Raw genomic sequence first — 15,951 nt, forward strand, 5'->3', positions numbered from 1 at the left:
GTCGGCAACCGGCAGCGGGGTTTCGTCTTGCTGGAGGCGACTGAATCAGCCGCGCTGATACTCGCTCTCAGCGTCTTCGAAGCGCTTGATCATGCTTGGCGATGCACCTGCGCCAACCTTGCTGAAGATCAGGATGGCGATGCTGGCGAGGATGAAGCCCGGAATGATCTCGTACAGCCCCATGCCGATGAATTCCTTCCACACCACCACGGTTACCGCGCCGACGATCATGCCGGCCAGTGCGCCGTTACGGGTCATGTTCTTCCACAACAGCGAGATCAGTACCACCGGGCCAAAGGCAGCGCCAAAGCCCGCCCAGGCGTAGGACACCAGGCCCAGTACCTTGCTGTCCGGGTTGGAAGCGATACCCAGAGCGATGAAGGCGATCAGCAGAACCATCGCTCGGCCGACCCAGACCAGCTCGGTCTGCGAGGCGTTCTTGCGCAGCATGGCCTTGTAGAAGTCCTGCGTAAGGGCACTGGAGCTGACCAGCAGCTGCGCGCTGAGGGTACTCATCACGGCAGCCAGAACACCGGAAAGGATGATGCCGGCGACCCAGGGATTGAACAGGATCTTCACCAGTTCCATGAACACGCGCTCGCCGTTCTCGGAGACCGGGCCCGCCTGCTCCGGATGACCTGCGAAGTAGGCGATGCCGAAGAAGCCCACGGCCACAGCGCCGGCCAGGGTCAGGATCATCCAGGCCATACCGATACGGCGGGCGTTGGGGATGGTCTTCACCGAATCGGCAGCCATGAAGCGCACCAGGATGTGCGGCTGCCCGAAGTAACCCAGGCCCCAGGCCAGCAGGGAAACGATGGCAACGAAGGACAGGCCGTTGAACATGTCGAACGCGGCTGGGTTCTGCGTAGCGATGGTATCCATCGCCGCGCCCATGTCGCCCAGCGCCAGAATCACGAACACCGGGGTGATCAGCAGCGCGAAGATCATCAGCGTAGCTTGAACGGTGTCGGTCCAGCTCACCGCGAGGAAGCCGCCGATGAACACGTAGAGGATGGTAGCTGCCGCGCCGATCCACAGCGCGAGGTTGTAGGGCACCCCGAAGCTGCTCTCGAACAGACGTGCACCGGCAACCACACCGGAGGCGCAATAGATGGTGAAGAACACCAGCACGACCAGCGCCGAGAAGATCCGCAGGGTGCGACTCTCGTCCTCGAAGCGGTGGGAGAAGTAATCAGGCAGGGTCAGCGCGTTTTTGTTGCGCTCGGTGTGAACGCGCAGACGGCCGGCGACGAACAGCCAGTTCAGCCAGGCACCAGCGATGAGGCCGATGGCGATCCAGCTTTCGGACAGGCCCGCCACGAAGATGGCGCCTGGCAGGCCCATCAGCAGCCAGCCGCTCATGTCCGAGGCACCGGCTGACAGTGCGGTGACGAAACTGCCGAGGCTGCGGCCGCCGAGGATGTAGTCGTCGAAGTTCTTGGTGGCTCGGTACGCGACGAAGCCGATCAACAGCATGGCGCCGATGTAAATCAAGAACGTGATCAGGGTGGGTGTACTGATGCTCATTTTGTTCCCTCATTAGTTGTTGTGGATGGGCGCGAGGTTATTCCCGACCCCACCTGGCAGAGGGCGATGGCGGTTCGCGCCATCACCGGGACGGGCTCACCTGAGCCCATCAGAGGCGGAAGAGCGATCCGCCAACTGTTCTGGTTGTTCTATCGAGCCGGCGGTCTCTGAACCGAGCCGCCGGCCGTTTCGCGCGGAGTCGACGATCAGTCGTCGCCCAGCGACAGCAAGGACGCGTTACCGCCTACCGCGGTGGTGTTGGTAGAGGTGGTGCGTTCGTTGACGAAGCGCAGCAGGTAGCTTGGGCCACCCGCTTTCGGGCCGGTCCCGGACAGGCCACAGCCACCGAATGGCTGCACGCCGACCACGGCGCCCACCTGGTTGCGGTTGACGTAGAGGTTGCCGACTCGCGCCATCGCTTCGATACGCTCGGCGGTTTCCTCGTTGCGGGTGTGCACTCCCAGCGTCAGGCCATAGCCGGTGGCGTTGATGTCAGTGACTACCTTCTCCAGATCCGCCGCGTCGAAGCGCACCACGTGCAGCACGGGGCCGAACTGCTCCTTCTTCAGTTCGTGAATCCCGCCGATCTCGAACGCCACCGGCGCAACGAAGTGACCGTTGAGGCTGCCCGGCAGCTTGGCTTCGGCGATCAGCTTGCCCTCACCCTTCAGCTTCTGGATATGCGCCAGCAAGCCATCACGGGCTTCGGCATCGATCACTGGGCCGAGATCGTTTTCGCGCAGGTGGGTCGGGCCGACCTTCAGCTGGTCCATCGCTCCCTTGATCAGCTCGATCACCCGATCAGCGATGTCGCGCTGAACGTAGAGCACACGCAGGGCTGAGCAACGTTGGCCGGCGCTGGTAAAGGCGGAGCCGATGGCGTCCTTGACCACCTGCTCGGGCAGCGCAGTGGAATCGACGATCATCGCGTTCTGGCCGCCGGTTTCCGCGATCAGCGTGGCGATGGCGCCCTCCTTCTCGGCCAACTGACGGTTGATGATGCGCGCAGTATCGGTCGAGCCGGTGAAGCAAACGCCGACGACCCGCGGATCACGGCAGAAGACGCCGCCAAGGGTGGCGCCGTCGCCCGGCAGGAATGCGATGGCGTCCTTGGGCAGGCCAGCTTCGAACATCAGTTCCAGTGCGCGGGCGGCGATCAGGCTGGTTTGCTCGGCAGGCTTGGCCAGCACGGTGTTACCGGCAACCAGGGCTGCAGTGATCTGGCCGAGGTAGATCGCCAGGGGGAAGTTCCAGGGGCTGATGCAGACGAATACGCCGCGGCCTTCGTGGAACAGCTCGTTGCGCTCGCCGGTGGGGCCTTTAAGCTCTTCGCGGCCGAGTTTCAGACGAGCCTGCAGTGCGTAATAACGGCAGAAATCCACGGCTTCACGGACTTCGTCGATGCCGTCCTGCAATGTCTTGCCGGCTTCCAGCGTGCACATGGCCATCAGCTCGGCGCGGTTGGCTTCAAGCAGATCACCGAGGCGCTCGAGGATTTGCGCGCGCTGTTCGATGGGCGTGGCATTCCAGCGCGGCCAGAAAGCCGACAAGCCGTCGATGGCCTGTTTGGCTTGCTCAGCAGTGGCGAACTGGGCCGTGCCCACTTCCTGGCTGAGTTGATAAGGGCAATGCAACTTGTTCGCTGTGCCGGTGAGTTTCTGCCCTCCGATCACCGGGGCGGCCTGCCACTGACGGTCGAGGAAAGTCTGATAGGCGCTGGACAGTTCGTTCCACTGAGTCTGGATGTTCATGTTGATGCCTTGCGAGTTGGTTCGATTGCCGTAAAGCGCCGGCGGAAGCGGGATGCGATGGTTGCCGAGGGTCTTGAACTGACGCAGCTGGGTGACCGGGTGATCGATAAGGGTCTCCACCGGCACGCGCGGGTCGACCAGCTGGTGGACGAAGGATGAGTTCGCGCCGTTCTCAAGCAGGCGTCGCACCAGATAAGGCAGCAGATCCTTGTGGGCACCAACCGGTGCGTAGATGCGTACGTTCTTGCGGTACTTCTCGATCACGGTGTCGTAGAGCGCATCACCCATGCCGTGCAGCCGCTGGAACTCGAACTCGCGCGGGACCTTCAGCTCACCGACCATGGCGAGGATGCAGCTGACGGTGTGCGCGTTGTGGCTGGCGAACTGCGGGTAGATCACGCCGCGGGTGTGCTCGGACAGCAAATACCGGGCGCAGGCCAGGTATGAGGTGTCGGTACCTTCCTTGCGGGTGAACACCGGATAGCCATCGAGTCCCTGAACCTGACACTGCTTGATCTCGCTGTCCCAGTAGGCGCCTTTCACCAGACGCAGCGGGATGCGCGCGTTCAGCTCTTTACCCAGCAAGGTCAGCCAGACCAGCACCGGCAGGCAGCGTTTGGAATACGCCTGAATCACCAAGCCGAACTCGCCCCACCCGGCGATGGCCGGGTCGCGCATCAGCTTTTCATAGAGTTCGAGGGACAGCTCCAGGCGATCAGCCTCTTCGGCGTCGATGGTGATGCCGACATCGAGCTTGCGCGCCAGGATTGCCAGCTCGCGGACGCTTTCGAACAACTCGGTGAGCACGCGCTCACGCTGGGCGACTTCATAACGCGGGTGCAGCGCGGACAGCTTGATCGACACGGACGGCCGCGGACCAGGTCCGACCTGTGGCTCGGCGCCCACGGTTTGCACCGCCTGGCGGTAGTCGGCCATGTACTTGCGCGCATCTTCATCGGTCAGCGCCGCTTCGCCGAGCATGTCGAAGGAGTAGGTGTAGCCCTTTTCACGCTCGGGACGGCCGTTCTTCAAGGCCTCGGAGATGGTCCGGCCAAGCACGAACTGCTTGCCCATCAGCTTCATCGCCTGATTCATGGCAGCACGAATGACCGGCTCACCAGAACGCTTGACCAGCCGGCCTATGACGTTCTTCGGGCGGCCATCGGAGTTGTCCGGGTCGACGACCTTGCCCGTCATCACCAACCCCCAGGCGGCGAAATTGACCAGCACGTTGTCGCTCTTGCCCAGGTGACGTTCCCACTCGGCGGCGTTGAGCTTGTCGCGGATCAGCGCGTCGGCAGTGGCCGAATCCGGCACACGCAACAACGCTTCGGCCAGGCACATGAGCATCAGGCCTTCATGGGTATCCAGGCTGTACTGACGCAACAGTGCATCGAGGGTATCGACTGCGTTATCGCGGCCACGTACCGCTTCGATCAGGGTGCGGGCTTCACGGCGGATGGCTTCGATGCCCGCTTCGCCGGGGTCGGCAAGCTGCAACAGCTCGTTCAGATAGGCTGACTCGTCAACGCTGTAGTTGGCGCTCACGGTGGGGAAGAATTCGGCGGCTTTCAGATTGGCGAAATCGCCCTGCAAGACTTGACCGGCTTTGAACATCGCGCCGCTCCTCTCGTGGAGTGTTGTTGTGTTGGGATCTGGTTCAGCGGCCACGCGCGATAAGGGATGCGCGGGAGTTCGCCAAAACGGGTAGGCGAATCTAAGACGATGGCGTTTTGGGTTGTTGTGCAAACCTACGGATCTTTTACAAAAACCTACGGGTTTTGATAACCGTCAAAACGCTGTCAAGAAAAAGCGCTATAGCGAGGCACGATAGCGGCACCTGTACGAAAAACGCACCGACCCGGTGCGTTTAATCTTCGCTGCGTCGTAGCCGCTTCGGCGTCAGCCCAAGGTAGCGACGGGTCGCAGTGGTCAAGGCGCTCTGGCTGGAGAATCCACACTCTTCGGCGATCCTCACCAGCGGCAGCGGGCTTTCGCGAAGCAGCCTGGCCGCACGATCGAGGCGACTCTTGAGCAGATATTGATGCGGCGTGAGACCAACGCTGTCCTTGAATTGCACGTGGAAGTGACTGGGGCTCAGGCAAACCACCTGCGCGAGTTCGGCCACCGTAATCCGACGTGCCAGATTACTTTCGATATGCGCATCCAGGCGGGCGATGTCCAGCGGACCTCTCGGTTGATGTATCGCCTCGCCGAACACCCGCAGATGCAAGGCACGCAGCAGTACGCCGCCCAGTGCGCGCGCCAGCAGCGGGTCGCTACCGTAGCGCGCCAGCTCGGCACCGGCATAGTTGAGCAAGTTATGGAAGTCGGCGTCCAGCGCCGGATAGCGCGGGATTTCGAACAGTTGCGCCAGCAGGCGTGGGTCGTCTGCGCTCAGATCCTGCTCATCGAGATCGATGATGAGCATGCGGTTGTCACCCTTGCCAGCGAACTCATGATCAGCGTGGCCTGGCACCAGGCAGGCACGCATACGGCAAACCTCACCACCCGACCCGTCCACCTCGAACTCGGCACTGCCCGACAGCGACAGTACCAACTGGTGGTAGTCGTGGGCGTGTTCGTGAGCCTGATCATCGAGGCGAAGCAGACGTGCGTTGAGCATGGCGGGGTACCTGGCGTATGGCCGCACTCTACCGGAGGCCAGGGGGTTTTTACAGCAGCGGCAAATCCAGCAAAGCGGCTGCCGGATTGAAATCATTCGCCGGATACCCATCTAAAGAGCACGTACTCGCAACAGGTGCCGCATGAACGACGACAACAACCAGAATTTCGAGCAGAACGTTTCCACCGATCTGGCGCTGCCGGATCAGAACCTGCCCGACAAGCTGTACATCGTCCCGGTGCACAACCGGCCTTTCTTCCCTGCCCAGGTGCTGCCGATCATCGTGAATGAAGAGCCATGGGCCGACACCCTGGAACTGGTCTCCAAGACGCCGCATCAGCGTCTGGCCCTCTTCTATATGGACAGCCCGGCACAGGATGCCGCGAGCTTCGATCCGGACAGCCTGCCCGAACACGGCACCATGGTTCGCGTGCACCACGCATCGAAGGAAGGCGGCAAGTTGCAATTCGTCGCCCAGGGTATGGCCCGTGTCCGAATCAAAGGGTGGCTGCGCCGTAAACCGCCTTATCTGGTGGAAGTCGAATACCCGCAGAGCGATGAAGACCCGCGCGACGAAGTGAAGGCCTACGGCATGGCGCTGATCAATGCGATCAAGGAGCTTTTGCCGCTTAATCCTTTGTACAGCGAAGAGTTGAAGAACTACCTCAACCGCTTCAGCCCGAACGCGCCGTCACCGTTGACCGACTTCGCCGCCGCGCTGACCACGGCGCCAGGCATCGAGCTACAGGAAGTCCTGGACACCGTGCCCGTTCTCAAGCGCATGGAGAAGGTGCTGCCGCTGCTGCGCAAGGAAGTCGAAGTCGCCAAACTGCAGAAAGAACTGACGGGAGAAGTGAACAGAAAGATCGGCGAGCGCCAGCGCGAGTTCTTCCTCAAGGAACAGCTTAAGATCATCCAGCAGGAACTCGGCATTACCAAGGATGACCGCAGCGCCGACGCCGACGAGTTCCGTTCTCGCCTGGAGGGCAAGGTCGTTCCCCCAGCCGCGCAGAAGCGCATCGACGACGAACTGAACAAGCTTTCCGTACTTGAGACCGGCTCGCCAGAGTATGCGGTAACCCGCAACTACCTGGATTGGGCAACGTCGATGCCTTGGGGCCTGTACAGCGAAGACAAGCTTGATCTGGAGCACGCCCGCAAAGTACTCAACGCGCACCATGCCGGACTCGACGATATCAAGAGCCGCATCATCGAGTTCCTTGCCGTTGGCGCGTTCCGCGGCGAAATCTCGGGCTCAATCGTGCTGCTGGTGGGCCCACCTGGCGTTGGCAAGACCAGTATCGGCAAATCCATCGCAGAGTCGCTGGGCCGTCCTTTCTACCGGTTCAGTGTCGGCGGCATGCGCGACGAGGCGGAGATCAAGGGTCATCGGCGAACCTATATCGGTGCCCTGCCCGGCAAGCTGGCCCAGGCGCTCAAGGAAGTCGAGGTAATGAACCCGGTAATCATGCTCGACGAAGTCGACAAGCTGGGCAGCAGCCATCAGGGCGACCCGGCGTCAGCGCTGCTCGAAACACTCGACCCCGAACAGAATGTCGGCTTCCTCGATCACTATCTCGACCTGCGCCTGGATCTGTCCAAGGTGTTGTTCGTCTGCACCGCCAACAGCCTCTACTCGATTCCTGGTCCGCTACTCGATCGCATGGAAATCATTCGGCTGTCCGGCTACATCACCGAAGAGAAACTGGCGATCGCCAAGCGTCACCTGTGGCCACGTCAGTTGCAACGCGCTGGCGTACCGAAGAATCGCCTGTCCATCAGCGAAAGCGCACTGCGTTATCTCATCGAGGGATACGCGCGAGAAGCCGGCGTTCGCCAGCTGGACAAGCAGCTTGGTAAGGTCGTGCGCAAGGCGGTGGTCAAGCTGCTGGATGAACCGGAAAGCAAGATCAAGATCGGTCCCAAGGACATCGAAGGCTATCTGGGCATGCCATTCTGGCATCCGGAACAGCTGCTGACCGGAGTGGGCGTGGTTACCGGGCTAGCGTGGAACAGTATGGGTGGCGCGACACTGCCCATCGAGGCGACACGCATTCACACGCTCAACCGCGGATTCAAGCTCACCGGCAAGCTGGGCGATGTGATGAAGGAGTCGGCCGAGATAGCCTTCAGCTATGTGAACTCGCATCTGAGGGAGTTCAAGGGCGATCCGGAGTTCTTCGACCAGGCTTTCGTGCACATGCATGTGCCTGAGGGCGCGACGCCGAAGGACGGACCCAGTGCAGGCATCAGCATGGCCAGCGCGCTGTTGTCATTGGCGCGTAACCAAGCGCCGAAGAAAGGTGTGGCCATGACCGGCGAGTTGACCCTGACCGGGCTGGTCCTGCCCATCGGCGGGTTACGTGAAAAAGTCATCGCCGCGAGACGTTTGAAGCTTTATGAGCTGATCATCCCGGAGCTCAATCGCGGGGATTTCGAAGAGCTGCCGGACTATCTCAAGGAAGGCCTGACGATGCATTTCGCCAAGCGCTTCAGCGACGTGGTCAAGGTTCTGTTCTGAGCAGGTGCGGCGGGCCGTGCAATGCGTCACGGCCTCAGCCGCAGCTCATCTGTTGCCCCGCACACCCGATCGCCAAGCGAATGACTTTACGCACAGGCGTTAGCACCTTATGGTTTGAGCCGACGCCCGAGCGTTTTCCTTCACCTCCTGAGTCGGTCGCCCCATGTTTCTAGTTCGCCTGCTGCCGTTCGCTCCCCTGCTCCTGCTTGCTGCCTGCGCCAGTACGCCGCCAACTAGCGTCGCCCTCAGCGACGACGCAGACTGCCCGGTCGCCCTGCAACGCGGCCAGACGCTGATCGTCAGTCTCGCAAGTAATCCCACCACGGGCTATCGCTGGACCCTGCGCGAGGTCTCGACTGATCAACTGAAAAGCCTTGGTCCGGAAGTGTTCAGCTCACCGAAGTCAGACATGATCGGCGGGGACGGCATGTCGACCTGGCGCTTCCAGGCGGCAGAAGCAGGCAGCGGCCGTCTTTACCTTACTTATCAGCAACCATGGGAACCGGACGCCGAACCGGCTGGGCTGTTCGACTGCCGTATAGAAGTTCAATAGCCGTAGGCCGTTGTTGCCGGCTGTCCAGTTGCCAACGGCGCCTGGGCTGGCTTTCCGCTACAATGCCGCCCCTGTTTTTCAGCCTGCCCAGACGCCGCCGTGAGCCACGAACCCGATCGCCTGTTCGCCAAGCCCCTTGCCCAACCCCAGGACTTCGTATTCAACGAAGATGTGGTGCGGGTTTTCCCCGACATGATCAAGCGCTCGGTACCGGGCTACCCGACCATCGTCGAGAACATCGGGGTGCTGGCCGCCCAGTTTGCCCAGCCCAATAGCTGCCTCTATGACCTCGGCTGCTCACTGGGTGCCGTCACCCAGGCGCTGCGCCGGCACGTGAAGACCGATAATTGCCAAGTGATTGCCGTCGACAATTCCGCCGCCATGGTGGAGCGCTGTCGCGAGTACCTACATGGGCAGGACTCCATGTTTCAGGAGTTGGTGCCGGTTGAGGTAGTCGAAGCCGACGTGCTGTCCCTCGCGTTCCAACCGGCGTCCCTGGTTGCGTTGAATTTCACCTTGCAGTTCATTCCGCCAGAGCAGCGGCCTGTGTTGCTGGGCGCCATTCGCCAGGCCCTGGTGCCGGGAGGGGCATTGATCCTCTCGGAAAAGCTGCGCTTCGAGGACGAGCAAGAACATGAGCTGCTGACCGACCTGCACGTTGCCTTCAAGCGCGCCAATGGCTATAGCGAACTGGAAATCGCGCAGAAGCGCAGCGCCATCGAGAATGTGATGAAGCCCGACAGCCTGGAAACCCACCGCCAGCGCCTGCTCGACGCTGGTTTTTCCAAGGTCGTGCCCTGGTTCCAATGCCTTAACTTCGCCTCGTTGATTGCCCTGCCATGAACCTCGACCTGACCTCCCTCGCCTGGCGCCTGGCCGGTACCCCGCTGGCTGCTTGGGCTAACGGCCTGCAAGCGCAACTCGATGCCAAGCTCGCCATCGGTCACGGCGATTTGCCGCGCTGGCGACGCGCGGTCGATGCGCTGCCGGACATTGAGCCCAGCAGCGTCGAATTGCGCGATGCGTTCCGGCTCAGCGCCGATTGCGATGAAGCCACTCGCGCCGTCACCCACGACGCCCTGTTCGGCCTGTCGCCGTGGCGCAAGGGGCCATTCGATGTGTTCGGCGTGCATGTCGACACCGAATGGCGTTCGGACTGGAAGTGGGACCGCGTCTCGCCACATCTGGAGCTGACCGGCAAACGCATCCTCGATGTCGGCTGCGGCAATGGCTATTACATGTGGCGCATGCTCGGCGCCGGTGCAGACTCGGTCGTGGGTATCGATCCGAACTGGCTGTTCTTCTGCCAGTTCCACGCGATGAAGCGCTACCTCGATGAGCTTCCGGTCTGGCATCTGCCCATGGCGCTGGAAGAGCTGCCCGCTAAACTCGAAGGCTTTGACACCCTGTTCTCAATGGGGGTGCTCTATCACCGCCGCTCACCCGTCGACCACCTGCTCGACCTGAAGGACTGCCTGCTCAAGGGCGGCGAACTGGTGCTGGAAACCCTGGTGGTCGAAGGCAACGAGCACACCGCGCTGGTTCCGGAAGACCGCTACGCACAAATGCGCAACGTCTGGTTTCTTCCTTCAGTGGCGGCGCTGGAATGCTGGCTGCGCCGCGCCGGATTCGTCGATGTGCGCTGCGTCGACGTCAGCATCACCAGCATTGGAGAACAGCGCAGCACCGACTGGATGCGCTATCAGTCGCTACCTGACTTCCTCGACCCGCAGGATCACAGCAAAACCATCGAAGGCCTGCCGGCGCCGATGCGGGCTGTGCTCATTGCCCGCAAACCCTAACGCGGCTTGCACACTTCCCGCTGCTCGGCCAACAGCTGGCGCAGCGGCATATACGCCTTCTCCATCAAGCACGGCCGGCTCAGATCTCGCGCCCTCAGTTGCCGATCGCTAAGCCTGAGCAGACGTCGGTAGAGGCGACGTTTGCGCCAGACTTTGAACCACTCGACCGCCGCTTCCTGCAATTCGATGGGCCACATCGCCGGCATGTAGAAATCCGGTAGCGGCGGCCTAGACTCGCTTTCTGACCGCTGTTCTGAACGCTTCATAGCATCCTCCCGCAGTGAGGGGTGCCTGGCACCCGATGTCTGCCGACTTGTCGCGTTGTCGACAGCAACAGACTGAACACCCTTGACGTTTCAGACAAACGACTAGAATAGAACCTACGGTTAAATGAAATTGAAGGCCAAGCCATGCCAGGAATGCCCGAGCAGTTGCCCCAAACCGCCATGCCCCTACTGGAAATAGATGTGCTGCGCACCTTCGTGTCGATTGCCGAAAGCGGCAGCTTCACCCGCGCTGCCGGACAAATCTTTCGCACCACGTCGGCGGTCAGCATGCAGATCAAACGCCTCGAAACAACGCTCGGCTGCACCCTTTTCGTCCGCGAGGCGCGGCGTATCACGCTGACCAGCGATGGCGAGCGACTGCTAAGTTATGCACGTCGCTTGCTCAAGCTGAACGAAGAAGCGGTCAGCGCGTTCGTCACACCGCGCCTCAATGGCCAGGTACGCTTTGGTACGCCTGCCGATATCGGCACACACATCCTGCCGGGACTGCTGTCTCTGTTTGCGCGGACCCATCCAGGCGTGGAGGTGAACGTATCGGTTGGGCGAAGCATCGACATGATCCAGCGCGTCGACGCCGGTGAACTGGATGTGGCGCTGATCAGCATCGGAAATGTTGGACAGGATGATTCTCGAGGCGAGGTCATCCATAGCGAACCTCTGGTCTGGGCAGGTAGAACGGGGGGCGTCGCGGTTGAGCGCGATCCGCTGCCTCTGGCGCTCGCCAGTCCCGAATGCGCCTGGCGGCGTCAGGCCCTGGACGCATTGGATCGAGCGGGCCGCTCCTATCGCATCGCCTATTCCAGCGAGCAGTGCGCGGGGCAGGAAGCGGCGATGATTGCCGACCTCGCGGTGGCGCCCTATCCTCTCAGCCTGGTCAAGGCTCCGCTCAAACGGCTGGAGGAAGGCCCAAACCTGCCATCGCTTGGCGAATACCAGATCAAACTGCTGCGCGCGCCTGGCTGCAGCGAGCCGGTCGAGGTGCTGTCAAGGCATGTGGTAGCCGCTTTCGCCAGTTACCGTTAAGGATTCGAACATGAACGGTGCTAGAACGAAGCGACAGGAGACACCATGGCGAAATGGCTGATCGGTGCAGGGCTGGTATTGCTCCTGCTGGGGGTCGTGCTGCACTTTGCGCCGGGGTTGCTGAGCTGGTTCGGCAAGCTGCCGGGTGATATCCGCATCGAGTCGGAGCGCAGCCGAACATTCATCCCGGTCACCTCGATGATCATCCTCAGCGTGGTGCTCACCGTCCTGCTGAACCTCTTCTTCCGACGCTAACAGGCGGTAGCGGCCCACCGCCAGCGGGCCGCCCTACCCGTCAACCCCTGGCCGAGGCTGACAGGATGAGGTGCTTCATTTCCTTGATGGCCTGTTTGAACCCGACGAACAGCGCATGGGCGACGATGGCGTGCCCAATGTTCAGCTCATTGACGCCGCGGATCGCGGCGATGGCCTCAGCGTTGTGGTAGTGCAAACCATGACCGGCGTTGACTATCAGCCCGTGGCTCAAGCCGGACTCGACTCCGTCGCGGATTCTAGCGAGCTCACAGGCACGCTCGGCGACAGAGTGCGCATCGGCGTAACGGCCTGTATGCAGTTCGATTGCAGGGGCGCCAATGCGAGCTGCAGCCTCGATCTGACGCGGGTCAGCATCGATGAACAGCGAAACTTCGGCGCCACAGGCTGCCAGACGCATGACCGCATCTCGGATGCGAGACTCCTGGCCAGCCACGTCTAGGCCGCCTTCGGTGGTCAGCTCCTGACGTGTTTCAGGTACCAGGCAAACATGTTCAGGGCGCAATTGCTCGGCAAAAGCCAGCATCGCCTCGGTCACGCCCATCTCGAAGTTCATCCGAGTCTGCAGCGCGTCTTTCATCATCAGCACGTCGCGCTCCTGGATATGCCGACGGTCTTCGCGCAGATGGACCGTGATGCCGTCAGCACCGGCCTCTTCTGCATCCAGCGCGGCCTTCACCGGGTCCGGATAACGAGTGCCACGCGCCTGGCGCAGGGTGGCGACATGATCGACATTGACGCCGAGCAGAATTCGATTGGCTTCAGTCACGCGGGACCTCCTTCATGTTCATGAACAGTTCGCGGCTGACCAGGGGTCGGCCGCCGAGATGTGGGGCCAGGGCCTGCCGCATCAGTCTTTTCGCAGCTGCAAGTGCACCTGGCACACTCCAGTCGGCCTCGGCCATGGCCAGGAGTTCCGCTCCATTGAATAACCCCGGCTGGAACTGTCCGACCGGTTCCAGCCCGGTGTCCGGCACCAGACGATAGAGCGCTTCGCTAACGATCGGCTGATCGGTAACGTCCCTGTCGAGGGCGAACCCATAGCCGAGTTCGGTGAGAAGCCGCCATTCGAAAGATCGCAGAATCGGCTCGAGAGGCCGCTTTGCCGCAAGCGCTGGCAGGGTCGCCGCGTAGTGATCGAACATGGCGGGATGGGCGTCCTCAGCGGGGAGCAGCCTGATCAGAAGTTCGTTGAGGTACATGCCGCTGAACAGCGCGTTGCCGTCAAGCCAGTACGCCAGCCCTGCGCTATCGAGCCGGCCAACGCTTTTAAGCTCACCGCGACCACGAAACTCGACCTCCAGCGGAACGAAGGGGCGAGCCAGTGTGCCCGCCTTGCCCCGCGCGCCCCGCAACACGGCCCGCAAACGTCCTTGCGGCGTAAAGAAGTCCACCAGCGCGCTGCTTTCGCGATAGGGGCGACTGTGCAGCACGAAGGCATTCTGTCCGGTCATCGAGTGAGGGTCGCGTACAAAGACGAAACGAATGGCTTGCGTTCGACCGTTAGCTTGAACAGCAGCAGTCGAACACAAGGTTGCGGGCGAAGCTGCCTCAGCTGTAGCCAAGCGAGTGCAAGGCGCGCTCGTCGTCGGACCAGCCGCTTTTCACCTTGACCCACAGGTTGAGCATTACCTTGGAGTCGAACAGCACCTCCATGTCCTTGCGCGCTTCCTGGCCGATGCGCTTGATCCGCTCACCCTTGTCGCCAATGATGATTTTCTTCTGCCCGTCACGCTCGACCAGAATCAGCGCATGGATGTGCAGGACATGCCCTTGCTGCTTGAAATCCTCGATCTCGACCGTGATCTGATAAGGCACTTCGGCGCCCAGCTGGCGCATGATCTTTTCACGCACCAGCTCGGCTGCCAGGAACCGGCTGCTGCGGTCGGTGATCTGGTCTTCGGGGAAGAAATGCTCGCCCTCTGGAAGATGTGAGGCGACCAGCTTTTCGAATACGTCGAGGTTTTGCCCATGCTGGGCAGAAATCGGAACGATCTCGGCTGTCGGCAGTTGCTGCGCCAACCACTCGAAATGCGGCAAAAGTTCGCCCTTGTCTTCGACGCGGTCGGTCTTGTTGACCGCGATGATGAGCGGCCCCTCGACATACTGCAGACGCTCAAGCACCGCCTGATCCTCGTCGGTCCAGCGGGTGCGATCCACTACGAAGACCACGACATCCACATCTTTGAGCGCCGATGACGCTGTGCGATTCATATAGCGATTGAGTGCCGTCTCGCCATTCTTGTGCATACCGGGGGTGTCGACGTAAACGGCCTGAACCGGGCCTTCCGTCTTGATGCCGAGCATGTTGTGGCGAGTGGTCTGAGGCTTGCGCGAAGTGATTGCAAGCTTCTGCCCTAGAACGTGATTCAGGAGGGTCGATTTACCCACGTTAGGCCGGCCGACGATCGCCACATAACCGCAGCGGGTGACGTCTTGGCCTTCCAGGTTTTCATCAATCATGTCCGTTCTCCACGCCCAGGGCGATCAATGCCGAGGCAGCGGCAACCTGTTCGGCGATACGCCGGCTTGCACCCTGCCCTTGAGTCTTTTCGTGGAGCAGTGAAATCTGGCACTCAACGAAGAACGTCCGACAATGCGGATCGCCCTGTATGGCCACCACCTCGTACTTCGGCAACTCGCAGGCACGCGACTGCAGGAACTCCTGCAAGCGCGTCTTCGGATCCTTGTTGGTGTCGACCAGCGTCAACCCTTCCAGTTCGTTGGCGAGCCACGCAAGCACACGGTCGCGTGCCATTTCCATGCCCGCGTCCAGGTAGATTGCCCCGATGAGGGCTTCAAGCGTATCGGCCAGGATGGATTCACGACGAAAACCGCCGCTCTTCAGTTCACCGGAACCGAGCCGCAGGTATTCGCCGAGCTCGAATCCGCGTGCGAGCACGGCAAGCGTTTCGCCTTTCACCAGCCGTGCCCGAAGGCGGGACAACTGCCCTTCCTTCGCTTGCGGAAAATGGTTGAAAAGCGCCTCGCCGGCAATGAAGTTAAGAATGGCATCGCCAAGAAACTCCAGACGCTCATTGTTGCGTCCGGCGTAGCTGCGATGCGTCAGGGCCAGGAGCATCAGCTCCTGGTCCTTGAATTGATAACCGAGCCTGCGCTCGAGACGGGCTAACGAAGTGCTCACGGCATCCTTAGGCGATATTCTTTGTCGAAGTTCGCCACCAGATCGAGATTTCGAATCAGGGGCTCACGTTTCTCGTAATCCAGATGGACCTTGAATTCATTGTTTTCGATGACGACTTTGAGCGCTTCCTCGAGGTTGAGGTCACGAATGCCGTTTACGTCCATCCCCTTGCGGACATGACTGTAGAAATCCCGAACCGTGCGGATTTCCATCGACTTGTCACTTTCCACTCCGCTGATGATCTTGTCCATGGACATATAGTCGAAGTAATGCGGCATCATCTTGAATGCAGTACTGGCAAGGAAAGCGACCAGTGCAAGCATCACGATCCAGCTCAGCATGGACAGACCTTTCTGCGAACGAGCAAAACTCATGTCGACCTCTATGTCGTAACGTTACCCACGAATCGGGGCTGCACAAATATAGCGAGCCGGGCCAGA

At 61.0% G+C, this 15,951-nt stretch carries 15 protein-coding genes; 6 read left to right on the plus strand and 9 right to left on the minus strand.

Annotation, left to right across the window (positions count from 1 at the left end):
* Window positions 1–45: 45 nt before the first annotated feature.
* The 3 genes from putP to EA797_RS11915 form a co-directional block, all read right to left on the minus strand.
* Complete coding sequence (gene putP / locus EA797_RS11905; RefSeq protein WP_122165397.1) at window positions 46–1,530, minus strand: sodium/proline symporter PutP; 1,485 nt, start codon at window positions 1,528–1,530, stop codon at window positions 46–48.
* Between the two features lie 206 nt (window positions 1,531–1,736).
* Window positions 1,737–4,898, minus strand: a complete 3,162-nt coding sequence (gene putA / locus EA797_RS11910) for a bifunctional proline dehydrogenase/L-glutamate gamma-semialdehyde dehydrogenase PutA (RefSeq protein WP_122165399.1) — start codon at window positions 4,896–4,898, stop codon at window positions 1,737–1,739.
* Between the two features lie 253 nt (window positions 4,899–5,151).
* Complete coding sequence (locus EA797_RS11915) at window positions 5,152–5,907, minus strand: AraC family transcriptional regulator (protein ID WP_122165401.1); 756 nt, start codon at window positions 5,905–5,907, stop codon at window positions 5,152–5,154.
* 142 nt (window positions 5,908–6,049) lie between these two features.
* Between EA797_RS11915 and lon the strand changes: the two genes are divergently transcribed.
* The 4 genes from lon (at window position 6,050) to cmoB (ending at window position 10,783) form a co-directional block, all read left to right on the plus strand.
* Window positions 6,050–8,428, plus strand: a complete 2,379-nt coding sequence (gene lon, locus EA797_RS11920; protein WP_122165403.1) for an endopeptidase La — start codon at window positions 6,050–6,052, stop codon at window positions 8,426–8,428.
* Window positions 8,429–8,591: 163 nt separating this feature from the next.
* Window positions 8,592–8,981, plus strand: coding sequence for a protease inhibitor I42 family protein (locus EA797_RS11925; RefSeq protein WP_122165405.1), 390 nt, complete (start codon window positions 8,592–8,594; stop codon window positions 8,979–8,981).
* 99 nt (window positions 8,982–9,080) lie between these two features.
* Window positions 9,081–9,824 carry a carboxy-S-adenosyl-L-methionine synthase CmoA gene (gene cmoA, locus EA797_RS11930; RefSeq protein WP_122165407.1) on the plus strand — a complete coding sequence of 248 codons (744 nt, stop codon included), beginning with the start codon at window positions 9,081–9,083 and terminating at the stop codon, window positions 9,822–9,824.
* Entirely contained in the window at window positions 9,821–10,783 is a 963-nt protein-coding gene (gene cmoB, locus EA797_RS11935) for a tRNA 5-methoxyuridine(34)/uridine 5-oxyacetic acid(34) synthase CmoB (RefSeq protein ID WP_122165409.1), read from the plus strand. The genes cmoA and cmoB overlap by 4 nt, the downstream gene beginning before the upstream one ends.
* On the opposite strand, the gene EA797_RS11940 is transcribed toward cmoB, so the two are convergent.
* Window positions 10,780–11,049: a hypothetical protein gene (locus tag EA797_RS11940; RefSeq protein ID WP_208644438.1), complete on the minus strand. Its 270-nt coding sequence runs from the start codon at window positions 11,047–11,049 to the stop codon at window positions 10,780–10,782. The genes cmoB and EA797_RS11940 overlap by 4 nt on opposite strands.
* Window positions 11,050–11,202: 153 nt before the next feature.
* On the opposite strand from EA797_RS11940, the gene EA797_RS11945 reads away from it, so the two are divergent.
* Window positions 11,203–12,093: a LysR family transcriptional regulator gene (locus EA797_RS11945; protein WP_122166289.1), complete on the plus strand. Its 891-nt coding sequence runs from the start codon at window positions 11,203–11,205 to the stop codon at window positions 12,091–12,093.
* 45 nt (window positions 12,094–12,138) lie between these two features.
* Window positions 12,139–12,348, plus strand: coding sequence for a DUF2905 domain-containing protein (locus EA797_RS11950; RefSeq protein WP_122165413.1), 210 nt, complete (start codon window positions 12,139–12,141; stop codon window positions 12,346–12,348).
* A 40-nt stretch (window positions 12,349–12,388) separates the two neighbouring features.
* Here EA797_RS11950 and pdxJ read toward each other — a convergent pair whose 3' ends face one another.
* The 5 genes from pdxJ to EA797_RS11975 all read right to left on the minus strand — a co-directional run bounded on the left by pdxJ (window position 12,389) and on the right by EA797_RS11975 (window position 15,885).
* The gene (gene pdxJ, locus EA797_RS11955; RefSeq protein WP_122165414.1) at window positions 12,389–13,135 is read right to left on the minus strand and encodes a pyridoxine 5'-phosphate synthase; all 747 of its coding nucleotides are present in this window, start codon (window positions 13,133–13,135) and stop codon (window positions 12,389–12,391) included.
* On the minus strand, window positions 13,128–13,820 hold the full coding sequence (recO, locus tag EA797_RS11960; protein ID WP_122165416.1) for a DNA repair protein RecO: 693 nt from the start codon (window positions 13,818–13,820) through the stop codon (window positions 13,128–13,130). The genes pdxJ and recO overlap by 8 nt, the downstream gene beginning before the upstream one ends.
* 97 nt (window positions 13,821–13,917) lie before the next feature.
* Complete coding sequence (gene era, locus EA797_RS11965) at window positions 13,918–14,829, minus strand: GTPase Era (protein ID WP_122165418.1); 912 nt, start codon at window positions 14,827–14,829, stop codon at window positions 13,918–13,920.
* Window positions 14,822–15,511 carry a ribonuclease III gene (rnc, locus tag EA797_RS11970; RefSeq protein ID WP_122165420.1) on the minus strand — a complete coding sequence of 230 codons (690 nt, stop codon included), beginning with the start codon at window positions 15,509–15,511 and terminating at the stop codon, window positions 14,822–14,824. Before rnc ends, era begins: the two co-directional genes overlap by 8 nt.
* Window positions 15,508–15,885, minus strand: a complete 378-nt coding sequence (locus EA797_RS11975; RefSeq protein WP_122165422.1) for a DUF4845 domain-containing protein — start codon at window positions 15,883–15,885, stop codon at window positions 15,508–15,510. Before EA797_RS11975 ends, rnc begins: the two co-directional genes overlap by 4 nt.
* Window positions 15,886–15,951 lie beyond the last annotated feature (66 nt).

Source organism: Stutzerimonas zhaodongensis, assembly GCF_003696365.1.
Lineage (GTDB): Bacteria > Pseudomonadota > Gammaproteobacteria > Pseudomonadales > Pseudomonadaceae > Stutzerimonas > Stutzerimonas zhaodongensis.